The 22995-nt window shown below is 73.2% G+C and carries 16 protein-coding genes and 1 pseudogene; 10 read left to right on the top strand and 7 right to left on the bottom strand.

What is annotated here, in order from left to right:
• Positions 1–90: 90 nt before the first annotated feature.
• From GWK25_RS39395 to GWK25_RS44630, 4 genes and pseudogenes are all read right to left on the bottom strand, one after another.
• Positions 91–1353 carry a cytochrome P450 gene (locus GWK25_RS39395; protein ID WP_215456286.1) on the bottom strand — a complete coding sequence of 421 codons (1263 nt, stop codon included), beginning with the start codon at positions 1351–1353 and terminating at the stop codon, positions 91–93.
• Entirely contained in the window at positions 1334–1681 is a 348-nt protein-coding gene (locus GWK25_RS39390; protein ID WP_215456285.1) for a DUF742 domain-containing protein, read from the bottom strand. Before GWK25_RS39390 ends, GWK25_RS39395 begins: the two co-directional genes overlap by 20 nt.
• Before the next feature lie 128 nt (positions 1682–1809).
• A pseudogene (locus GWK25_RS39385) lies at positions 1810–2211 on the bottom strand (roadblock/LC7 domain-containing protein); the annotation flags it as partial.
• Positions 2208–5174, bottom strand: a complete 2967-nt coding sequence (locus GWK25_RS44630; protein WP_308404434.1) for an ATP-binding protein — start codon at positions 5172–5174, stop codon at positions 2208–2210. The pseudogene GWK25_RS39385 and the gene GWK25_RS44630, both read right to left, overlap by 4 nt.
• A gap of 380 nt (positions 5175–5554) precedes the next feature.
• Here GWK25_RS44630 and GWK25_RS39375 point away from each other — a divergent pair, with 380 nt between their 5' ends.
• Positions 5555–8665 (top strand): FAD-binding and (Fe-S)-binding domain-containing protein, encoded by a 3111-nt coding sequence (locus GWK25_RS39375; RefSeq protein ID WP_215456284.1) that lies wholly within the window; start codon positions 5555–5557, stop codon positions 8663–8665.
• A gap of 87 nt (positions 8666–8752) precedes the next feature.
• On the opposite strand, the gene GWK25_RS39370 is transcribed toward GWK25_RS39375, so the two are convergent.
• Positions 8753–9121 carry a DUF952 domain-containing protein gene (locus GWK25_RS39370; RefSeq protein WP_215456283.1) on the bottom strand — a complete coding sequence of 123 codons (369 nt, stop codon included), beginning with the start codon at positions 9119–9121 and terminating at the stop codon, positions 8753–8755.
• Positions 9122–9206: 85 nt separating this feature from the next.
• Between GWK25_RS39370 and GWK25_RS39365 the strand changes: the two genes are divergently transcribed.
• On the top strand, positions 9207–10406 hold the full coding sequence (locus GWK25_RS39365; RefSeq protein ID WP_215456282.1) for a pentapeptide repeat-containing protein: 1200 nt from the start codon (positions 9207–9209) through the stop codon (positions 10404–10406).
• Between the two features lie 239 nt (positions 10407–10645).
• On the opposite strand, the gene GWK25_RS39360 is transcribed toward GWK25_RS39365, so the two are convergent.
• Together GWK25_RS39360 and GWK25_RS39355 are read right to left on the bottom strand one after the other, a co-directional pair.
• The gene (locus GWK25_RS39360) at positions 10646–11503 is read right to left on the bottom strand and encodes an alpha/beta fold hydrolase (protein ID WP_215456281.1); all 858 of its coding nucleotides are present in this window, start codon (positions 11501–11503) and stop codon (positions 10646–10648) included.
• 112 nt (positions 11504–11615) lie between these two features.
• Positions 11616–12536, bottom strand: a complete 921-nt coding sequence (locus GWK25_RS39355) for a DMT family transporter (RefSeq protein WP_374200717.1) — start codon at positions 12534–12536, stop codon at positions 11616–11618.
• 232 nt (positions 12537–12768) lie between these two features.
• Here GWK25_RS39355 and GWK25_RS39350 point away from each other — a divergent pair, with 232 nt between their 5' ends.
• The 8 genes from GWK25_RS39350 (at position 12769) to GWK25_RS39315 (ending at position 22955) form a co-directional block, all read left to right on the top strand.
• Positions 12769–13566: a TIGR03084 family metal-binding protein gene (locus GWK25_RS39350; protein ID WP_215456279.1), complete on the top strand. Its 798-nt coding sequence runs from the start codon at positions 12769–12771 to the stop codon at positions 13564–13566.
• Positions 13563–15263: an acyclic terpene utilization AtuA family protein gene (locus tag GWK25_RS39345; protein ID WP_215456278.1), complete on the top strand. Its 1701-nt coding sequence runs from the start codon at positions 13563–13565 to the stop codon at positions 15261–15263. Before GWK25_RS39350 ends, GWK25_RS39345 begins: the two co-directional genes overlap by 4 nt.
• Positions 15260–16864 (top strand): acyl-CoA carboxylase subunit beta, encoded by a 1605-nt coding sequence (locus tag GWK25_RS39340; protein ID WP_215456277.1) that lies wholly within the window; start codon positions 15260–15262, stop codon positions 16862–16864. The genes GWK25_RS39345 and GWK25_RS39340 overlap by 4 nt, the downstream gene beginning before the upstream one ends.
• A 23-nt stretch (positions 16865–16887) precedes the next feature.
• Positions 16888–18768, top strand: coding sequence for a biotin carboxylase N-terminal domain-containing protein (locus tag GWK25_RS39335; protein WP_374200673.1), 1881 nt, complete (start codon positions 16888–16890; stop codon positions 18766–18768).
• 87 nt (positions 18769–18855) lie between these two features.
• Positions 18856–20019, top strand: coding sequence for an acyl-CoA dehydrogenase family protein (locus GWK25_RS39330; RefSeq protein ID WP_215456275.1), 1164 nt, complete (start codon positions 18856–18858; stop codon positions 20017–20019).
• A gap of 28 nt (positions 20020–20047) precedes the next feature.
• Complete coding sequence (locus GWK25_RS39325) at positions 20048–21616, top strand: 4-coumarate--CoA ligase family protein (protein WP_215456274.1); 1569 nt, start codon at positions 20048–20050, stop codon at positions 21614–21616.
• The gene (locus GWK25_RS39320) at positions 21613–22350 is read left to right on the top strand and encodes an enoyl-CoA hydratase family protein (protein WP_215456273.1); all 738 of its coding nucleotides are present in this window, start codon (positions 21613–21615) and stop codon (positions 22348–22350) included. The genes GWK25_RS39325 and GWK25_RS39320 overlap by 4 nt, the downstream gene beginning before the upstream one ends.
• Complete coding sequence (locus tag GWK25_RS39315) at positions 22338–22955, top strand: TetR/AcrR family transcriptional regulator (RefSeq protein WP_215456272.1); 618 nt, start codon at positions 22338–22340, stop codon at positions 22953–22955. Before GWK25_RS39320 ends, GWK25_RS39315 begins: the two co-directional genes overlap by 13 nt.
• Positions 22956–22995 lie beyond the last annotated feature (40 nt).

Here is a 22995-nt window from a genome sequence, read left to right as displayed (position 1 = left end):
GCAGCCCCTTGGTGGGGGCACCTCCCGCTCGAGCGAAGCCGAGAGTGGGGGAGGGACGGGTAGGGGCGGCGGGGGCGAGAAACCGCTGGTTCAAGCCCCGCGTGCCGGCCCCGGTGAGAACCGCACCGGCAGCTCCACCAACCCCCGCAGCCAAGGCGAAGGACGGCGGGTCAGGGAATCAGGTGGGGCCGCCAGGTCCAGATCCGGGAGGCGGTCCAGGAGGACCTCGATGCCCGTTCGGGCGATGACCTCGGCCGTTTCCTGGGCCGGGAACGGACAGCGGTGCTCGCCGTGGCCGAACGAGAAGTGCGCGTTGTTCCCACCCGTCAGCGCGGAGCCGTGCGTACGGACACGCGGGTCGGCGTTGGCCCCCTGCAGCCCCAGCAGCACCAGATCACCCGCACGGAGGACACGACCGCCGAGACGGGTATCCCTGGTGGTCCAGCGCCCCGCCGCGTTCTGGATGGGCGCGTCCTCCCACAGCACCTCGTTCATGGCCTCGGCCACACTGCTGCGCCCCCCGAACAGCGACGCCGCGAACCGGTCGTCCGTCAGCATCAGACGCAGCGAGTTGCCGATCCAGTCGGCCGTCGGCTGGTGCCCCGCCGCCAGCATCACCATCACATCGTGCGTGACCTCCTCCACCGTCACCTCGTAGGCACGCGCGTTCGCCAGGAGCCGCGACACCACGTCGTCCCCGGGCCGCTGTAGGCGCTCCGCCACCAGCCGGGCCATCGCCGTCCGCAGATACCCCTCGGCCGCCACCGCACGGTCCTGCCCGTCGAGGATGTCGTTCAGCGCCGCCACCAGCCCGGGAGCGTGCTCCTCCCGGAAGCCGAACAGGAACGCCAGCACCCGCGCGGGCAGCGGCGCCGCGAACTGTCCCACCAGATCCGCCGCGCCCACCCCGCACACCACGTCGATCAACTCGTCGGCGAACCGCTCGACATGACCGCGCAGCTCCAGCGGCTCGACCGCCTCCAGCGCCTCCTCGATCAGCGCGGCGCGCTGCCGGTGCCGCTCCCCGACCGTGCCCAGGACCGACGGCTGCTCCGGGCTGATCACGGGCAGCAGCGGCCAGTCCGCCGGGATGCCCGGCCACTGGTTCCACAGGTCGGAGTTCCGGCTGAACAGCTCCGGATCGCTCGTCACCTGGTGCAGCTCGCGGTAGCCCAGCACCAGCCACGCGGGTACACCCCCGTCCAGCAGCACGGGCACGACCTCCCCGTGTTCCCGCCGCAACTCCCGGTACAGGGCGGCCGGTTCGCCCCGGAAACGCGCGCCGAAGAGGGGCACGGGCGGCGACGGCGGTACGGAGTGGCCGTCGCCGTTCTCAGAGGTTGCGAAGTCCAACTAGCACCTGCTCCAGAATGTCCGGATCGACCAGCGTGGCCTGGCTCGGATGCCGGGCGCTGACCCGGCCCGCCGTGAGGAGGTCGGAGAGCAGCACCTTGGTGATGCTCACCGGCAGCCGCAGTTCTGCGGCGATCTCCACCACCGCCGTCGGACGCTCCGTCAGCCGCAGGATCGTCACGTGTTCCGACTGCATGCCCGGGATCGGCTGGCTCTCCGCGACCACCAGCGTCACCAGGTCCAGCGGCGCTCCGGGCGCGGAGCGGCTGCGGCCGCCGGTGAGCGTGTACAGCCGGTCGGGCAGGTCGTCCCTGCCGGGCCGGCTCATGACGTACGGGGCGCCAGAGCCGTGGCCGTGACCACGGTCATCGTCGTACCTGTCGTACCTGTCGTACGTGTCGTACCGGTCGTGCTCGTCGTACCGGTCGGGTCATCGGCGGTCGTGCTCGTCGGGTGGCGGGGCCGTGCGCTCAGGTGTTCGCCCAGCTGTTCGACCAGCTCGCTCATGTTGTGTCCGACCAGCCCGGCGTCCGCCTCCTCGTCCGTCACCACGGCCAGATGCGCGCCCTCGCCCGCCTCCACGATGAACAGGACTCCGCCGTAGAACTCCGTCATCGCCGACCGCACGCCCCCGCTGCCGTCGCCGAACTGGATGGACGCCCCGTGGGACAGCGACTGGATGCCGGCGGCGATCGCGGCCAGTTGGTCGGCCTGGTCGACGGAGAGCTCGGGCGTACGGCACAGTTTCAGGCCGTCCCGGGAGAGGACGAGCGCGTGCCGGGCGCCCGGAGTGCGTTCCAGCAAACCCTCCATGAGCCAGGTGAGCCTGTCGTCGGCGGTGGAGCCGGTGCCGGTCATGGGGTGTGGTCGCCTTCCAGGTGGGGGTGCGTGCGGGGGGCGGGAGTGTGGGGCGGCGGCTCGTCGGCAGGGGCGAGGGCCGGGTCCGGGGCCGGGGCCGGGGCTGGGGCCGGGTCCGGGGCTGGGTCTTGGTCCGGTTCCGGTTCCGGTTCCGGTGCACGGCTTGGGTCCGGTGTGGGGTTCGGAGTGGGGCCAGGTGCGGGGTTCGGATCCGCGTACGGGGCCGACGTCGTGTACGGAGCCGGGGACGCGTAGGGGGCAGGTTCCGCGTACAGGGATGAGTCCAGGTACGGCTCCGGGGGCGCGTACGGCTCCTGGGCCCCGTACGGCTCCTTGGCCCCGTACGGGTCCTGATGGGCGTACGGCTCCTGGTGTGCGTACGCGGACGGGGCCGAGTCCGTGGCCAAGCCCGTATCCCGGCCCGTAGCCCGGCCCGTATCCAGGTTCAGGTCCGGGGTGGGCGCGGTGGCCTCCTCCGGGGCGGGGCGGGTGTCCAGGACGGGCTCCCAGGCCGGCTCCCGTACCGGATCGAGTTCCCACTTCGCCTCCTGCGCGGGATCCGGCGCCCATGGCAGCTCGGCGGCGGCCTCCGCCTCCCAGGCGGCCTGCTTCGCCGCCTCCGACTGCCACGCGAGCCCCTTCGCGGGCTCGGGCTCCCAACCGGGCTCCGGCACGGGACCGGGTGCCCAGGCCGTCTCCCCCACGGATTCGGGCTCGGCCTCGGGCCGGGGCTCCCACGCGGTTCCCCCTACGGCACCCCACTGGGGCTCCCGTACGGGCTCCAACTCCGGCTGCTGCGTCACGGCCTGGTCCACGGCCTCGGCGTCGGCGGGCGGAGCGGCGTCCCGTACGGGTTCCAGGGCGGCCTCCGGCACGACCGGCGCGACGGGCGCGGCAGGGGTCGCGGGGGGCACGTACCGGTCGACGGCGGCGGACGGGCCGTATGGGGCGACGGCGGCGGACGGGCCGGTGTATGGGTCTACGGCGGCAGACGGGCCGGTGTAGCGGTCCACGGCGGCGGACGGGTCCGGTGGTGTCGACGGGAGCGGCGTCCCCGTGGAGCTCTCGTCCCCCGAGGCCGTCCCCTGGACGAACGCCTGGTCCAGCCCGCCCGTGCCGCGCACCGCGCGGCGGAAGCTGCTGAAGCGGACCGCGCCGGTGCCCGCGTCCTCGGCGGGCCGGGAGGCGCGCTCCGAACGGGCCTGCACGTCGGCGGCCTGCGCCCTGGTGCGTGCCTCCGCCTCCGCGAGGGACTGACCACGCCGACGCCGGGGAAGGGCGTCGGAAGGGGTGGGGGAGGCGGTGTCGTCGGCGGCCTCGCCCGGGGTGGTCGGAGAGCCGGGCGCGGTGTCGTGTCGCGTGTCGGGCTCGGCGGCGTACGCACCGGCGTACGTGCCGGCGTGCCCGGAGTCGAACGCCGGGTCGCCCGAGCCGAATTCGGAGCTGAACGACGACGTGAAGGGGGAGCCGAACGGCGCGTCAGCCGGCGCGCCCGTCGCCGGACCGCCCGGCGGCGGCGCAGCCGCTCGGCGGTAGTCGGCCAGGGAGTCGATCAGGGCGTCGGCCACGGGGTCGGAGGTCGGCGGGGCGGGAGCCTCCGGCGGGAACTCGTGCGTGGGCGTCGGCTCGGCGTCCAGGTCGTGCGGGGCGCGTACGCCCGCGTACGGCGGCGGAACGGGCGCGGCCCCCGCGAGGGGTGCCGACGCGGCCGACCCCGCCGACCGGAACCCGGTCGTGGGTGACCCGGTCGTGGGCGATGCCGTCGTGGGTGACGCGGTCGTGGGGACCGTGCTGGCCAGGACGTCCTGCGGGATGAGCATCAGCACACCCGTGCCGCCACGCGCGGACGGCCGGAAGGAGATCTTCAACCCGTGCTTGCGGGCGAGCCGGCCGACGACGGCGAGGCCGAGCCGCGTGCCGGAGAGGGCCGTGAGGTCGGCCGTCTCCCCCGACACGGCCCGTTCGGCGCGCCGGAGCTGGACGTCGCTCATGACCAGCCCGGAGTCCTCTACGGAGATGATCGCGCCGGCCGGGACCTCCTCGACGTACACATGGACCTCGGCGGTCGGCGGCGAGAAGTTGGCCGCGTTGTCGAGGAGTTCGGCGAGCGCGTGCATGACGCCCTCGGCGGCGTGGCCGGCGACGGCGGCCTCGCTGGAGGAGTGCAGTCGCACCCGGCGGTAGGCGCCGATCCGCCCCATCGCGCCCCGCAGGATCGACTCCATCGGGATCGGCCGTGCCCAGCGGCGGCCCGAGCGGGCGCCCGCGAGGACGGCGACCGAGTCGGCGAGGCGGCCCGCCTGGGCGGTGCGGTGGTCGAGGTGGAGGAGGTCGGCGAGGACGTCCTCGTCGGCGTGACGTTCCTCCATGGCCCGCAGGTCGGCGAGGGTGCCGGTGGCGAGGGCCTGCATCCGGCCCGCCACGTTGGCGGTCACGGCGAGCAGGGCGGCGCGCTCGGACTCGGCCCGCTCGGCGCGTTCGGCGAGCAGGGACCGCTCCTGGGTGGTCTCCTCCGCCGTACGGTCCCGTTCGTCGGACAGTCGTTCGCGTTCGCGTTCGGCCTCCGTGGTCAGCCGTACCCGTTCCCGGGCGAACTCGGCCGCGATCCGTGCCCGCTCCTGCACGAACTCCTCGGTCAGCCGGCCGCGTTCCTGGACGTGCTCCTCGGTCATCCTGGCCCGTTCCTGGAGCAGCAGACCGGTGTCCCGGGAGACCGCGTCCAGCCGCAGGCGCAGCAGCCGTACCGACACGCGCGCGTGCACGGCGACCGCGACGGTCAGCGTCAGCAGCAGCGCGGCCGCGCCCCCGCCGGCCGCGAGGGCCGTGCGTACGTCCGGCGGCGCCGGTGCGACGGCCGCGCCGACGGCGGCCGCGGAGAGCAGGGCGGTCACCAGGGGTAACGGAAGGACTGAGCGCAGGGCGGGGCGTTCGCCCGGCGGGCGTGGGGGGCTGGGCGCGGTCATCGGCGGGTGTCCTCGGTCGGTTCTGAACTCGGTAACGCAGTCGGCTCCTGGAGGCGGTAACTCGGTCGGTCCCTGAACGAGAAGCGACGTCTGGTGCTCAGTTTGTGCTCAGTCGGTGCTTGATCGGGCTTGGTCAGTGCTCGGTGAGCGCTCGACCGGTGCGTGATCGGTGCTTGATCGATCTTGGTCAGTGCTCGATTAGATGCTCAATTGGGCGTCACTATATGGGAGTTCGTGACGGGAGTTGGCCGGTTTCAGGTTGGCTCTCCGGAATCAAGCCAACGTTCCCGGTGAGCGGCGCGCCGCCTGTCCACAGGTCGGACCGTCACTCTGCGGCCGGGTCGTCGTCACTGTCAGTGGTCGGGTGCATCCTGGGACGCATGACGGACATCGGGGGTGCGACGGGCCGCGGTGCCGCCCGGGCACGCGACGCGGCAGGTGACGCGGACACGGCGGAGCTGAGGGGCGCGCTGCCGGCCGCGCTGCGGGCGGCGGGCGTGCGCGGCGAGACCGCGTTCGACACGACCGCACGCGCGCTGACGACGATGGACGCGTCCAACTACCGCCGGGTGCCGCTGGGCGTGGTCGCGCCCCGGGACGCGGACGACGTGGCGGCCGTCCTGTCCGTCTGCCGGGCGCACGGCGTGCCGGTCGTCGCGCGCGGCGGCGGCACCTCGATCGCCGGGCAGGCCACAGGCACCGGCGTCGTCCTGGACTTCACCCGTCATCTGAACCGGCTGGTCTCCCTCGACCCCGAGACGCGCACGGCGGTCGTCCAGCCCGGCCTCGTCCTGGACCGCCTCCAGGAGGCCGCCGCCCCGCACGGCCTCCGCTTCGGACCCGACCCCTCCACCCACAGCCGCTGCACCCTCGGAGGCATGATCGGCAACAACTCCTGCGGCTCGCACTCGGTCGCCTGGGGCACGACGGCGGACAGCGTGCGTGAGCTGTCGGTCCTCACGGGGAGCGGCGACGCACGCAGACCGGCCCAGGGCTGGTCCGGCGCGCCGGACGGCCTCCGACCGCTGGTGGAACGGGAGTTGGCCCGCCTGCGCACCGGCTTCCCCGACCTCCCGCGCCGGATCTCCGGGTACGCCCTCGACGCCCTCCTCCCGGAGAACGGCGCGGACGTGGCCCGCTCCTTCTGCGGCTCCGAGGGCACGCTCGGAGTGCTCACGGAAGCGGTCGTACGGCTCGTCGAGGCGCCCCGCGCGCGTGCCCTCGCCGTCCTGGCGTACGCCGACGAGAGCGCCGCCGCCGAGGCGGCCCCCGGTCTGCTGCCGCTCGGCCCGCTGACGGTGGAGGGCATGGCGGCCGACCTGGTCCCCCCGGGGTCGAGCGGGCTCCCGGCGGGCGGGGCCTGGCTGTTCGTGGAGGCGGGCGGCGACACACCTGCCGAGGCGCGGGCCCGTGCCGATGCCCTGGTCCGCGCGGCCGACGCCGCCGACGCCCGTGTGGTCACGGACCCCGCCGCGCAGCGCGCGCTCTGGCGCGTCCGCGAGGACGCGAGCGGCACGGCCACCCGGATGCCCGACGGCACCGAGGCCTGGCCGGGCTGGGAGGACTGCGCGGTGCCACCGGCCCGACTCGGCGCGTACCTGCGGGACTTCCGGGGCCTGCTGCGCGCCCACGACCTGCGCGGCACGCCCTACGGCCACTTCGGCGACGGCTGCATCCACGTCCGTGTCGACTTCGACCTCCTGACCCCGGCAGGCGTCGGCCGCTTCCGCCGCTTCTCCGAGGAACTGGCCGAACTGGTCACCTCGCACGGCGGCTCCCTCTCCGGCGAACACGGCGACGGCCAGGCCCGCGCGGAACTCCTGCCGACGATGTACGGCGCCGAGATGGTCCGGCTGTTCGAGCAGGTGAAGGGTGTCTGGGACCCCGACGACCTGCTGAACCCCGGCATGCTCGTCCGCCCCGCCCCCCTGGACACCAACCTCCGCTTCGCGGTCCTCCCGCGCACACCCGTGCCGGTGGAGTTCGCGTACCCGGACGACGGCGGCGACTTCTCGGCGGCGGTACGACGCTGTGTGGGCGTCGCGAAGTGCCGTACGACCGAGGTGGGTCCGGCGTCCGGAGCCGTCATGTGCCCCTCCTTCCGCGTCACGGGGGAGGAGGAGCACTCCACCCGGGGCCGGGCCCGCCTCCTGCACGAGATGCTGGCCGGCGAGGTGGTCACCGACGGCTGGCGCTCGCCCGAGGTGCGGGACGCCCTCGACCTCTGCCTCTCCTGCAAGGGCTGCCGCTCCGACTGCCCGGTCGGCGTCGACATGGCCACGTACAAGGCGGAGTTCCTCCACCACCACTACGCGGGCCGCCGCCGCCCGGCGTCCCACTACGCGATGGGGTGGCTGCCGGTGTGGCTCCGCCTGGTGGCCCGTACGCGCACGGCCGGACTCGTCGGCTTCCTCGCCGGGGTACGCCCTCTCGCCGCGCTCGCCAAGCGGCTGGGCGGGATCGCGGGGGAGCGGGAGCTGCCGCGGCCGGCGAAGGTGCCGTTCACGCGGTGGTACCACCGGATGCTGAAGGAGGAGGCGCGGCGGGAGGAGGCGGCGACCGCGGCGCAGGCGCCCACGACCGTGCTCCTGTGGACCGACACCTTCACGGAGTACCTCTTGCCGTCCGTCGGGCAGGCGGCACTGAAGGTGCTGGAAGCGGCCGGGCTCCATGTGATCGTGCCGCCGACACTGTGGATGAAGCGGAAGCCGTCCTGGGCGCTCCGGGCCGAGGCGGGCGAGGAGGTGGCCCTCACCCAACTACGCCTCACCCGGGCTCTGTTCGCGATGCGGACGGGCCGGGTCTGCTGCGGGCTGACGTACATCTCGACGGGACAGCTCGACCGGGCCCGCGCGGTGCTGCGCCGCACGCTCGACATCCTCGACGTGTTCCTGAGCCCGATCCCCCAACGGCTGCTGGACGAAGACCCCGACCTCACCCCACCGCACCTCCCCGTCGTCGTCCTCGAACCGAGCTGTGCGGCCACGCTCCGCTCCGACCTGCCCGAACTCCTCCCCGACGACCCCCGGGCCCACCAGCTCGCCGCCTCGGTCATCACGTTCGCGGAGGCACTCGAACGCCATGCCCCGCACTGGACCCCGCCCGCCGTGGACCGCCCGGTCGTCGGCCAGACCCACTGCCACCAGCACGCGGTACTGGGCGACGCCCCCGACCGCCGTCTCCGCGCGGCCGCCGGACTCACCGGCACCCTCAGCGGCGGTTGCTGTGGCCTCGCCGGCAACTTCGGCTTCGAGAAGGGCCACTACGACGTCTCGGTGGCCTGCGCCGAGGAGCAACTCCTCCCGGCGGTCAGGGACGCGCCCGACGACGCGCTCGTCCTGGCGGACGGCTTCTCCTGCCGGACCCAGCTGGAGCAGCTGGCGGGAAGAAGAGGGCGGCACTTGGCGGAGGTGCTGGCGGAGGGGCTGGGAGTGGGCCTGGGGGGCCTGGGGGAGGAGGCCCGGACGGAAGGCGGCGACCGGAACCGCTGAACCGGCGCCCGGTGGGCCAGCGCCCCCTGCCCGTGCCCCCGCACGGCCCAAGAGCCCCAGGTACGGAGTTGGTCCCGGCGGCGGACCTCAGGTGCCCTGACGCTCGCCCAGCCCCACCGCGCGGCCGTTCTGGTCCCACCGGATCTCCAGGATCCGTACGACGGCGTCACGGTCGAGCGGCCCGAACACATGGGGGAACAGGACGTCCTCGCCGACACCCGGCGGCGGGGCGGGAGCGGCGGCCTCGAACTCCACCCGGGCGGTCAGCCGTTCCTCGTCGAGGACGAGCACGTGCAGAGGCTTGGGTGCGTTCCGGTAGAAGGCGTTGACGACGGCCAGCGTGGTCGCCTCGTCCGGCGAACAGTGCACGAAACCGTCCTCCGGGAGCGAGGAGGGGGCGTACGGCTGGTCGGGCCGGGCGGTCCAGGCGTCCAGGGATACGACGTGGTAGATCACAGGCCGGTTATACAGCAGCGAGCGGCAAGCCCGCCGTGTGCTCGACCTTGATCGGTTCGATGGCCCCACCTAAGCTCCCGTGCCCATGGAGCTGCGGGGGCGAGATGGGCGACCATCGCGGGAACGGCCGGCCGGGAGGGGACGGACGCTGGTCGTCGCCGTCACCGGGGTGGTGGGCCTCGTCGCCGTGGGGGCGGCCCTCGTCCTCGTGCCGGGCGCGGTCGTCGACCACGATCTCGCCGGGGCGAGCGTGGACGCGCGGGACAGGCTCAAGGCCGTCAGCGACGTCCGTACGACACTGCTCCAGGCCATCGGCGGCCTGGCCGTCCTCTTCGGCGCGTACGCCACCTGGCGCCAACTGAGGGTGAGTCAGGACGGTCTGCGCGCGACGCAGGAGGGCTATGTCACCGACCGGTTCAGCCGGGCGGTCGACCAACTCGGCAGCGACAAGGTGGACGTACGCATCGGTGGACTGCATGCGCTGTGGCGGATCGCGGAGCATTCGGCGCGGGACCGCGAGGCGATCCTCTCCATTCTGGCGGCCTATCTGCGGACACATCTGCCGTGGCCGCCGCCCACCGGACCGGAGGACCCGGCGGCCCTGGGAGCGCGCGCTGCGGCGGTTCCGTCGGCGCAGACACCGATCAACGACGTCGCGCCGCTGGAGGTGCGGGCGGCGGACGCCCAGGTGGCGCTGACCGGACTCGGCGTGCTGCTGCTGCATCCCCGGGAGCACTCCTGGCTCAATCTGGGCGTCACCGATCTGCGCCGCGCCGACTGCGACGGCTTGTGGCTGACCGAGGTCAACTTCGACCGGTCCTGCATGGAAGCGGCGAGCCTGTACCACGCCAACCTCACCCAGGCGTCCCTCGTCTCCACCAACCTCCGGCACGCCGAACTCAAGACCGCGATCCTGCGCCGCGCCCGCCTCGCCCTCGCCGATCTGCGCGGGGCTCGGATGGTCGCGACGGATCTGCGGGACGCCGACTTCACCGAGGCCGACCTGCGCGAGGCGAACCTCCGCAAGGCCGACGCCTCCGGCGCCGTCCTGCACCGCGCCGACCTCCGCCTGACCGACCTGCGCGGCAGCGACCTGAGCACCGCCGACCTCACCGGGGCCCGCCTCACCGGAGCCCTCGTCAGCGCCCGGACCCGCTGGCCCGCCGACTTCGATCCCACCACCGCCGGCGTGGTCCTCACCGATGACCCGGGCCCGGAGCCCCCGCCCCTCCTCCAGCCTCCGGGCATCACGACGGAACATCCGCCGCTGCGCTCGATGCCGTGACCGGGAGCCGACGGCCGACGCGGCGCGGCACCGCCGTGGCGGTCCGGAAGGGACGGCCTCCGCCTCAGGACACCCTTCACCCCGAGGCTCAGGACCCGGCTGCGGAGCGCGCTCGCCGTCACCGCCGCCGGACTCGCCACCGTGCTCCCACCGGCGGGCACCGCCCCCGCCACGCCGCTCCCGGTCCGCTTTCGCGCCGGGCCCCCGCACCTCCTGAGCCGCGGCGCCGAGCCCCGCGCTCAGTCCCTGTGCCGCAGCGGCTCCGCCCCCGTCTCCCTGAGGAACTCCCTCAGGACCTGGGCGAGTCGTTCCGGCTGGTCCTCGGGGACGAGCGTTGAGGAGTCGGCGATCTCGACCAGCCGGCCCTTCGGATACAGCTCTGCCAGCCGGGGGCCGTGCTCGCGAGGCATGAGGCGGTCCTCGGTCGCCCATACGACCAGCACGGGGCGGTCGTACTTCCGCAGGCGCTCGCTCCATTCCAGCAGCGTCGCCCGGCCGGGAGCCGACGTGGCGAACTTCGCGAAGTCCCGGCGGACGGCCCTGCTCCGGGTCGCCGGGCCGAACCAGTCGGCCATGATCTCGGGCGGGATCCCGCGCAGGCTCATGCCGCCGTACCCGCCGCGGTGGTCACGGAACGCCGGGACCCGCATCAGCCGTGTGAGCAGCCAGACTCCGCCGGGGACCCCGCACACCTTGGCCACGGCCTTGGCCGCTCCCGGCGGGAAGTTGTCGAACGCCTCGCAGGCCACCAGCACCAGCCGCCCGACGCGGTGGCCCCGCTCCTCGGTCACCAGGAACTGGCCGCCACCCCAGTCGTTGAGGACGAGCGTCACGTCCTCAAGGCCGAGCCGTTCCATGAACTCGCCCAGCAGTCGTGCGACACCCCGGTGCGACAGGTCGGCGTCCGGGCGCATGGGCCGCCGGTGGCCACCGAGCGGCAGGGTGGGCAGGACGCAGCGGTACCCGTCCAGCAGCGGTACGACCTTGCGCCACTGCGTCTCGTTCATCGGCAGACCGTGGCTGAACACGAGCACCGGCCCCTCGCCGCCGGTGTCCTGGTAGTCGATCGTCCCGGCGGACAACTCGATGTGCGGCACGGCACCCCCGTCGATCGGCCTCCCCGCCCTCGGGCGAGCGGGGGTCGTCCTCACGTTAGGGAGACCGGCGGCTCAGGCCAAGACACGGCACCGCCCGGCCGGGGAGAGCGGCTCACCCCGGCACCCCGGCCTTCCCCCGCCCCACCTGTGTCCGTACCGCGCCCATGCTCGCCCCGATGACCAGGGCGATCGCGAGGGCCTCGACGGTGGTGAGGGCCTGGTCGAGGATGAGGAAACCGGCGGTGGCGGCGATCGCGGGCTCCAGACTCATGAGGATCGCGAAGGTGGAGGCGGGCAGTCGGCGCAGCGCGACGAGTTCGAGGGTGTACGGGAGGACGGAGGAGAGCACGGCCACGGCGGCGCCCAGGGCGAGCGTCGCCGGATCGAGGAGCCGGCCCCCGGATTCGACGATCCCCAGCGGCAGGAACAGCACCGCCGCCACGGCCATGGCCAACGCCAGCCCGTCGGCCTGCGGGAACCGCCGCCCCGTACGCGCGCTGAAGACGATGTAGAGGGCCCACGCCAGCCCGGCTGCCAGGGCGAAGGCGATGCCCAGCGGATCGAGGCCGCCGACTCCGCCGCCCTTTCCGAGCAGGAAGACGCCGCAGAGGGCGAGCCCGGCCCACACCACGTTCAGCGCCCGCCGGGAGGCGAGGACGGAGAGCGTCAGCGGGCCGAGCACCTCCAGGGTGACGGCGAGACCGAGGGGGATACGGGCGACGGCCTGGTAGAAGAGGCCGTTCATCGCGGCCATGGTGACACCGAAGGCGACCACCGTCCCCCAGTCGGTACGCGAGTGCCCGCGCAGCCGGGGCCGGCAGATCACCAGCATCACCAGCGCGGCGACCGCGAGCCGGAGCGTCACCACTCCGAGCGCCCCGGCGCGCGGCATCAGCGTCACCGCGAGCGCCCCGCCGAACTGCACCGATATCCCCCCGGCGAGCACCAGCCCGACGGGCCCGAGCGAACCAAGCCCGCGCGCGCGGCGGAAGCCGCCGGAGACGGAGCCGGGACCGGAGGCGGAGGCGAGCACGGGGTCGGCCGAGGCTGCGGCCGCGGCGACGGGCACGGACTGTTCAGCACGGGGGAGTGTCACGTCGTTCATTATGGAGGACTTGAAAGTGCAAAGCAATGGACTAAGTCAGGTCTGTAGCCGCTATTGCCCCTTACGTCGACACCTTCCATCCCGGGCAGTGGTCTCGAATTCATCCCGCAAAAATGCAAGCACGCTTGATTGTTTATCCGTCCGCTGCCATGCTCCCCCCATGGCCGACCCCACGCCCGTGATCGACGATCTCCGTGCCGAGAGTGAGGAACTCGACCTCCTCGTGGCCGAGTTGAGCCCGGAGCGGTGGGCGCTCGCGACGCCCGCGCCCGGCTGGAGCGTCGCCCACCAGATCGCCCACCTCGCCTGGACGGACCACTCCTCCGTGCTGGCGGTGACCGACCAGGCCGCCTTCGCCCGCGAGGTCGAGAGCGCGCTGACCTCGCCCGGAGACTTCGTCGACCGGGGCGCCGAGGAAGGCGCGGAGAAGCCGCCCGCCGAGCTGCTCGCGAACTGGCGGGCCGGCCGCGAGGCCTTGGAGGCCGCCCTGCGCGCGGCGCCCAAGGGCGCGCGGTTCCCCTGGTACGGCCCGCCCATGTCCACCGCCTCCATGGCAACCGCCCGCCTCATGGAGACCTGGGCCCACGGCCTGGACGTCGCCGACGCGCTGGGCGTCCCCCGGATCAGCCCCGGCGACCGCCTCCGCCACATCACCCGACTCGGCATCCGCACCCGCGACTTCGCCTTCGGGGTGCACGGACTGACCCCGCCCTTCGAGGAGTTCCGCGTCGAACTGACCAGCCCCACAGGCGAGTTGTGGACGTACGGCCCCGAGGACGCGACCGACCGCGTCACCGGCCCCGCCCTCGACCTCTGCCTCCTGGTCACCCAGCGCGCCCACCGCGCCGACCTCGCCCTGCGCGCCGAAGGCGCGGACGCCGACCGCTGGCTGGACATCGCCCAGGCCTTCGCGGGCCCGCCCGGCACCGGACGCGCGGCCAAGGGAGCCACCCCGTGACGGCGGCCCCCCTCCGCATAGGCAACGCCTCCGGCTTCTACGGCGACCGCTTCGACGCCATGCGCGAGATGCTCACCGGCGGTGAACTCGACGTCCTCACCGGCGACTATCTGGCCGAGCTGACCATGCTCATCCTCGGCCGCGACCGCCTGAAGGACCCCGCGGCCGGGTACGCCCGCACGTTCCTGCGCCAGTTGGAGGAGTGTCTTGGGCTCGCGCACGAGCGGGGCGTGCGGATCGTCGCCAACGCGGGCGGACTCAACCCCGCCGGACTCGCCGACGCCGTACGGGAGTTGGCGGCCCGGCTCGGCATCCCCGTCCGCGTCGCCCACGTCGAGGGCGACGACCTCACCGCCGCCCACGCCGGCACCCTCGCCGCCCATGCCTACCTCGGCGGCTTCGGCATCGCGGCCTGTCTGCGGGAGGGCGCCGACGTCGTGGTCACCGGCCGGGTCACGGACGCCGCCCTGGTGACCGGGCCCGCCGCCGCGCACTTCGGCTGGGGGCCGGGGGAGTACGACCGCCTCGCGGGCGCCGTCGTCGCCGGGCACGTCCTGGAGTGCGGGGCGCAGGCGACCGGCGGCAACTACGCGTTCTTCCACGAGTCGACCCCGGCCGCCCTGCGCCACCCCGGCTTCCCCCTCGCCGAACTCCACGCCGACGGCTCGGCCGTGATCACCAAGCACCCCGGCACCGGTGGCCTCGTCGACATCGGCACGGCCACCGCGCAGCTCCTCTACGAGACGGGCGGTGCCCGGTACGCGGGCCCCGACGTCACCGCTCGCCTCGACACGGTCAGCCTCACCCAGGACGGCCCCGACCGGGTCCGCGTCCACGGCGTACGCGGCGAGGCCCCGCCCCCGACCCTCAAGGTCGGCCTCAACCGGCTCGGCGGCTTCCGCAACGAGGTCACCTTCGTCCTGACCGGCCTGGAGATCGAACGCAAGGCCGCCCTCGTCCGCGACCAGCTGGAGACCGCGCTCGCCGCCGCCAAGTCCCGTCCGGCGCAGGTGGATTGGGAGCTGGCCCGCACCGACCACCCCGACGCCCGCACCGAGGAGACCGCCAGCGCCCTCCTCCGCCTCGTCGTCCGAGACCCGGACCAGGCCACCGTCGGCCGGGCCCTCAGCGGAGCCGCCGTCGAGCTGGCCCTCGCGAGCTACCCCGGCTTCCACGTCCTGGCCCCACCCGGAAAGGGCGCCCCCTACGGGGTGTTCGAGGCGGCCCACGTCGCCCGGGACACCGTGCGGCACGTGGCCGTCCTCCACGACGGCCGCCGGCTGCCCGTGCCGCCGGGCGACGACACCCTCCCCCTGCGACCGGTCGACGAACCGGCCCTCCCGGAGCCGCTGCCGCCCGGCCTCCCCACCCGCCGCGCGCCCCTCGGTCTCGTCGCCGGCGCCCGCAGCGGCGACAAGGGCGGCGACGCCAACATCGGCCTCTGGGCCCGCACGGACGAAGCGTGGCGGTGGCTGGCCCACACCCTCACCACCGACCGGCTCCGCGCGCTCCTCCCGGAGACGGCCGACCTGCCGGTCACCCGGCACACGCTGCCCAACCTGCGCGCCCTCAACTTCGAGATCGCCGGCATCCTCGGCGAGGGCGTCGCCTCGCAGGCCCGCTTCGACCCCCAGGCCAAGGCCCTCGGCGAATGGCTCCGCTCCCGCCACCTGGACATACCGGAGGCCCTGCTGTGACGATCATCAACTCGGCCCTGGACACGGCGGCTTCGGACCACCGGGCCAACCGCGAGGCCATGCTCGCCAAGCTGGACGCGCTGACCGCCGAGCACGCCAGGGCGCTGGCGGGTGGGGGCGAGAAGTACGTCCAACGGCACCGGGCGCGCGGCAAGCTCCTCGCCCGCGAGCGCATCGAACTGCTGCTTGACCCCGACACGCCCTTCCTCGAACTGTCGCCGCTCGCCGCCTGGGGCAGCGAGTACACGGTCGGCGCCTCGCTCGTCACCGGCATCGGGGTCGTCGAGGGCGTCGAGTGCCTGATCACCGCCAACGACCCGACCGTACGCGGCGGCGCGAGCAACCCGTGGAGCCTGAAGAAGGCCCTCCGCGCGAACGACATCGCGCTCGCCAACCGCCTGCCCTGCATCAGCCTCGTCGAGTCCGGCGGAGCCGATCTCCCCTCCCAGAAGGAGATCTTCATCCCCGGCGGCGCGATCTTCCGCGACCTCACCCGGCTCTCCGCCGCCGGGATCCCCACCATCGCCGTCGTCTTCGGCAACTCCACCGCCGGTGGGGCCTACATCCCCGGCATGTCCGACCACGTGATCATGGTCAAGGAACGCGCGAAGGTGTTCCTCGGCGGCCCGCCTCTCGTCAAGATGGCCACCGGCGAGGAGAGCGACGACGAGTCCCTCGGCGGCGCCGAGATGCACGCGCGCGTGTCGGGCCTCGCCGACCACTTCGCCGTCGACGAGCCGGACGCCCTGCGCCAGGCCCGCCGGGTCGTCGCCCGCCTCAACCACCGCAAGGCGTACGCCGATCCGGACCCGCACCTGGTCCAGCCCCCCAAGTACGACGCCGAGGAACTGCTCGGCATCGTCCCGGGCGACCTGAAGGCGCCCTTCGACCCCCGCGAGGTCATCGCCCGGATCGTCGACGCCTCCGACTTCGACGAGTTCAAGCCCCTGTACGGCACCAGCCTCACCACCGGCTGGGCCACCCTGCACGGCTATCCCGTCGGCATCCTCGCCAACGCCCAAGGGGTCCTCTTCAGCGAGGAGTCCCAGAAGGCCGCCCAGTTCATCCAGCTCGCCAACCAGCGCGACATCCCCCTCCTCTTCCTGCACAACACCACCGGCTACATGGTCGGCAAGGAGTACGAGCAGGGCGGCATCATCAAGCACGGCGCGATGATGATCAACGCGGTGAGCAACAGCCGGGTGCCCCACCTGTCCGTCCTCATGGGCGCGTCGTACGGCGCAGGCCACTACGGCATGTGCGGCCGCGCCTACGACCCCCGCTTCCTCTTCGCCTGGCCCAGCGCCAAGTCCGCCGTGATGGGCCCGCAGCAACTGGCGGGCGTCCTGTCGATCGTGGCCCGCCAGTCGGCCGCCGCGAAGGGACAGCCGTACGACGAGGACGCCGACGCCGCGCTGCGCGCGATGGTGGAGCAGCAGATCGAGTCCGAGTCGCTCCCGATGTTCCTGTCCGGACGGCTGTACGACGACGGGGTCATCGACCCCCGCGACACCCGCACCGTCCTCGGCCTGTGCCTGTCCGCGATCCACACGGCCCCCTACGAGGGCGCGCGTGGCGGCTTCGGCGTCTTCCGGATGTGAGGTTGTCTCCCTTGATGTCTCCCGTGACCGCACCAGTGATCCAGACGATCGACTCCGTCCTCGTCGCCAACCGCGGCGAGATCGCCTGCCGCATCTTCCGCACCTGCGCCGACCTGGGCATCCGCACGGTCGCCGTGCACTCCGACGCCGACGCGAACGCCCTGCACACACGCGTGGCCGACAAGGCCGTACGGGTGCCGGGCGCGGCCCCCGCCGACACCTATCTGCGCGGCGACCTGATCGTGAAGGCGGCCCTCGCCGCAGGCGCCGACGCCGTCCACCCCGGCTACGGCTTCCTCTCCGAGAACCCCGACTTCGCCCGTGCCGTCCGGGACGCGGGCCTCGTCTGGATCGGCCCGCCCCCCGAGGCGATCGAGGCGATGGCGTCCAAGACCCGCGCCAAGCAACTCATGGGCCTGGCCCCCCTGGACGCGGCCGAGGTCACCGAGGACGACCTGCCGGTCCTGGTGAAGGCGGCGGCGGGCGGCGGCGGCCGCGGCATGCGCGTCGTACGCCACCTGGCAGACCTGCCCACCGCCCTGGAGAGCGCCCGCGCCGAGGCCGCGAGCGCCTTCGGTGACGGCGAGGTCTTCGTCGAGCCGTATCTGGAGAACGGCCGTCACGTCGAGGTCCAGATCCTCGCCGACACCCACGGCACCGTCTGGCCGCTGGGCACCCGCGACTGCTCCCTGCAACGCCGCCACCAGAAGGTGATCGAGGAGGCCCCGGCCCCCGCCCTGCCCGACGCGCTCACCGAGGAACTCCACACGCTGGCCGTACGCGCCGCGCGCGCCGTCGACTACGTCGGCGCGGGCACCGTCGAGTTCCTCGTCTCCGCCGGCCGGGCCCACTTCCTGGAGATGAACACCCGCCTCCAGGTCGAACACCCGGTGACCGAAGCCGTCTTCGGCCTCGACCTGGTCGCCGAACAGATCCGCGTCGCCGAGGGCCACGCCCTGCCCGCCGACCCCCCACCCGCACGCGGCCACGCGATCGAGGCCCGCCTGTACGCCGAGGACCCGGCCCGCGACTGGGCACCGCAGACCGGCACCCTGCACCGACTGGCTGTCCCCGGGGGCGTCCGCCTGGACACCGGTTACGAGGACGGCGACACGATCGGCGTCCACTACGATCCGATGCTCGCCAAGCTGATCGCCCACGCCCCCACCCGGGCGGAGGCGATCCGCAGGCTGGCGGGCGCCCTGGAACGGGCGACGATCCACGGCCCGACCACGAACCGGGCCCTGCTGGTGAACTCCCTGCGCCACGAGGAGTTCACGACCGCCCGCATGGACACGGGCTTCTACGACCGCCACCTTTCCGCCCTGACCACCGGGACCCCCGACCCGCACGCCCCGCTGGCCGCCGCCCTGGCCGACGCCGCCGCCGGGGGCCACCCCCGCTTCGGGGGCTGGCGCAACGTGCCCTCCCAGCCCCAGACCAAGCGCTACCTGATGGCGGGGGAGGAGCACGAGGCCCGCTACCGCCACACCAGGAACGGCCCCGAGGCGGACGGGGTCCGTGTCGTCAACGTCGACCCCCGCTGCGTCGTCCTCGAAGTGGACGGCGTCCGGCGGAAGTTCGACGTCACCCGCCACGGCGACCGCATCTACGTCAACACCACCACCCTCACCGCCGTCCCCCGCTTCCCCGACCCCACCACCCAACAGCCCCCCGGCTCCCTCCTGGCCCCCATGCCGGGCACGGTCGTCCGCGTGGCGGACCACGTGAAGCCAGGCTCAGCGGTGGAAGCGGGCCAACCCCTCCTCTGGCTGGAGGCGATGAAGATGGAACACAAGATCACGGCCCCGACGACGGGCACCCTGACGGCCCTCCACGCGACGCCAGGACAGCAGGTGGAGATGGGCGCCCTCTTGGCCGTGGTCGAACAGCAGCCGACCTGAAGGGGCGCGGGGAACTGCGCGACACGCCCCCACCAACCCGCACCCTCCGACCGACGAACGGACCCTCCCCCTTAGGAGCCCCCGAACATGTCCCCGATCCTGGAATCCGAAGAACACAAAGCCCTACGAGCCGCCGTCTCCGCCCTCGGAAAACGCTACGGCCGCGACTACATCACCACGATCAACAGAGAAGAACGCCACCCCGACGAACTCTGGACCGAGGCCGCCAAACTCGGCTACCTGGGCGTCAACCTCCCCGAGGAGTACGGCGGCGGAGGCGGTGGAATAGCCGAACTCTCCATCATACTCGAAGAGTTGGGCGCCGCAGGCTGCCCCCTGCTCATGATGATCGTGTCTCCCGCCATCTGCGGCACCGTCATCGCCCGCTTCGGCACCAAGGCCCAGCGGCAGACCTGGCTGCCCGCCCTGGCGAACGGCACCAGCCTCATGGCCTTCGGCATCACCGAACCCGACGCCGGCTCCAACAGCCACCGCATCACCACCACCGCCCGCCGCGACGAAACCGGAGACTGGCTGCTCACGGGCCGCAAGGTCTTCATCTCCGGCGTCGACCGGGCGGACGCCGTCCTCATCGTCGGCCGCACCGAGGACGCCCGCACTGGCACCCTCAAGCCCTGCCTCTTCATCGTCCCCACGGACACCCCCGGCTTCGAGTACCGCCGGATCGACATGGAACTGCGCGCCGCCGAGAAGCAGTTCGAGCTGAGCTTCGACGACATCCGGCTCCCCGCCGACGCCCTGGTCGGCGACGAGAACGCCGGTCTCCTCCAACTGTTCGCCGGCCTCAACCCCGAGCGGATCATGACCGCCGCCTTCGCCATCGGCATGGCCCGGTACGCCCTCGCCAAGGCCGTCGAGTACGCCCGCGACCGCACGGTCTGGCGCCAGCCCATCGGCGCCCACCAGGCGATCGCCCACCCTCTCGCCCAGTCCCACATCGAACTCGAACTGGCCCGTCTGGTGACGCAGAAGGCGGCCCACCTCTACGACGCGGGCGACGACGCGGCGGCCGGCGAGGCCGCCAACATGGCCAAGTACGCGGCGGCCGAGGCCTGTGTGAAGGCCGTCGACCAGGCCGTGCACACCCTCGGCGGCAACGGCCTCACCGCCGAGTTCGGCCTCGCCTCGCTGATTACGGCCGCGCGCGTGTCTCGTATCGCGCCGGTGAGCCGGGAGATGATTCTCAACTACATCTCCCACCAGACCCTGGGCCTGCCGAAGTCGTACTGACCGGCACCGTGCGGCGCGAGGAGGAACCATGTTCCGCAGCGAGTACGCAGACGTCCTGCCCCTCGAACTCCCCATCCACGAAGCCGTCCTGGGCCGCGCCCCCGAGTTCGGCGAGCTGCCCGCGCTGATCGACGGAGTCGACGGCACCACCCTCACCTACGAACAACTGGACCGCTTCCACCGCCGGCTCGCGGCCGCGTTCGCCGAGGCGGGCGTCCGCAAGGGCGACGTCCTCGCCCTGCACAGCCCCAACACGATCGCCTACCCGACGGCGTTCTACGCCGCCACCCGCGCGGGCGCCACCGTCACCACCGTGCACCCGCTGGCCACCCCCGCCGAGCTGGCCAAACAGCTCCAGGACTCCGGGGCGAGCTGGATCGTCACCGTCTCACCGCTCCTGGAGACCGCCCGCGCCGCCGCCGAACGCGTCGGCGGCGTACGGGAGATCTTCGTCTGCGACAGCGCCCCGGGCCACCGCTCGCTGATCGACATGCTCGCCTCCGCCGCCCCCGAACCGGCCGTCGACATCGACCCGGTGACGGACCTCGCGGCGCTCCCGTACTCCTCCGGCACGACCGGTGTCCCCAAGGGCGTCATGCTCACCCACCGGTCCATCGCCACCAACCTCGCCCAGCTCGAACCGGTCATGCCGGCCGGCCCCGGCGACCGCATCCTCGCCGTACTGCCGTTCTTCCACATCTATGGGCTCACGGCCCTGATGAACGCCCCGCTGCGGCTCGGTGCCACGGTCGTCGTCCTGCCCCGCTTCGACCTGGAGGGCTACCTCAAGGCGATCGCCGACCACCGCATCACCCACCTCTACGTGGCCCCGCCGATCGTCCTCGCCCTCGCCAAGCACCCGGCCGCCGAGCGCTACGACCTCTCCACGGTCCGGCACATCCTCTCCGCCGCCGCACCCCTCGACGCGACGCTCGCCGCCGCCTGCTCCGCCCGTCTCTCCCTGCCGCCCGTCGTCCAGGGCTACGGCATGACCGAACTCTCGCCCTGCTCCCACCTGGTCCCCCTCGTCCAGGCCGCCGTCGCGCCCCCCGGCACCGTCGGCAAACTCATCGCCGGCACCGAGATGCGGATCGTCTCCCTCGACGACCCCGGCAAGGAGGTCGGCGTCGGCGAACCCGGCGAGATCGTCATCCGGGGCCCGCAGGTCATGAAGGGCTACCTGGGCCGACCCCGGGACACCGCCGACATGATCGACGCCGACGGCTGGCTCGCCACCGGTGACATCGGCCATGTCGACGCCGACGGCTGGCTGTACGTCGTCGACCGGGTCAAGGAGCTGATCAAGTACAAGGGCTTCCAGGTCGCCCCCGCCGAACTCGAAGCCCTCCTCGTCACCCACCCCGGCATCGCCGACGCCGCCGTCATCGGCCACTACAACGACGACGGCAACGAGGTGCCGCACGCCTTCGTCGTCCGCCGGCCCACCGCGCGGGACCTCTCCGAGGGCGAGGTGATGATGTACGTCGCCGAACGCGTCGCCCCCTACAAACGCGTCCGCCACGTCACCTTCATCGCCGACGTGCCCCGCGCGGCCTCCGGGAAGATCCTCCGCCGCGAACTCAGGGAACGCCTGTGACCGACCTGATCCACCGTGTCCACGACCGGGGCGTCGCCACCCTCGCCCTCGACTCCCCGGCCAACCGCAACGCCCTCTCGGCGAGGCTGGTGGGGGAGCTGTCGGACGCGCTCACCCGGTGCGGCGAGGACGACGACGTACGCGCCGTCGTCCTCACCCACACCGGGAACACGTTCTGCGCGGGCGCCGACCTGCGCGATCCGCCCGACCCGAAAGCCATGGTCACGCTGCTCCGCCAGCTCCTCGAACTGCCCAGGCCCGTCGTCGCCCGCGTCACCGGCCACGTCCGCGCGGGCGGCCTCGGCCTGCTCGGCGCCTGCGACATCGCCGCCGCCGGACCCGAGGCCACCTTCGCCCTCACCGAGGTCCGCATCGGCGTCGCGCCCGCCGTCATCTCCCTCACCCTGCGCCCCCGCACCGACCCGCGCGCCCTCGCCCGCTACTCCCTCACCGGCGAGCGGTTCGGCCCCGCCGAGGCCGCCCGCATCGGCCTGCTCACGGCCGCCGGGGACGATGTCGACGACGTCCTCGCCCCCGTCCTCGACGGACTGCGCCGGGCCTCACCGAGGGCCCTGGCGGAGACGAAACGCCTGCTCACGGCTAAGGTGCTGGAGAACTTCGACCTGGACGCGGGTGAACTGACCAGCCTCTCGTCCCGGCTGTTCGCCTCCGCCGACGCCCGCGAGGGCATGACGGCGTTCCTCGAAGGACGGGACCCGGGATGGGTGTTGTGAGCATGATGGAAACAGGCCCTGGTGTGGATCGCGGCCCCAAGCAGGACCGCAGCCGCGTCACCCGTCAGCGCCTCCTGGAAGCCGCCGTCGCCTGTCTCGCCGAACACGGCTGGGCCGGCTCCACCGTCTCCGTCGTCGCCGAACGCGCCGGCGTCTCCCGGGGCGCCGCCCAGCACCACTTCCGCACCCGCGAGGACCTGTTCACCGCCGCCGTCGAGTACGTCGCCGAAGAACGCTCCCTCGCCCTGCGCGCCCTCTTCCCCGAGGGCACAGCCGACCGCCGGGCCGTCGTCGCCGCCGTCGTCGACCTCTTCACCGGCCCCCTCTTCCGCGCCGCTCTGCACCTCTGGGTCGCCGCCTCCAACGAGGAACAGCTCCGCTCCCGCGTCACCGAACTCGAAGCCCGCGTCGGCCGCGAGACCCACCGCATCGCCGTCGACCTCCTGCGCGCCGACGAGACCGTCCCCGGCGTCCGCGAAACCGTCCAGGGCCTCCTCGACATGGCCCGCGGCCTCGGCCTCGCCAACCTCCTCACCGACGACACCGGCCGCCGCGACAAGGTGGTGGCCCAGTGGGCGGCCCTCCTCGACGAGAAACTGGGCTGAGCCGGCCCCGGGACATCAAGGGCGGCCTCGGCAGCTCGAC

The organism is Streptomyces sp. ATCC 21386 (assembly GCF_018728545.1).
Classification (GTDB): domain Bacteria; phylum Actinomycetota; class Actinomycetes; order Streptomycetales; family Streptomycetaceae; genus Streptomyces.
Note: the sequence above shows the minus strand (reverse complement) of the source record. Positions and strands in the feature narration are given on the sequence as shown.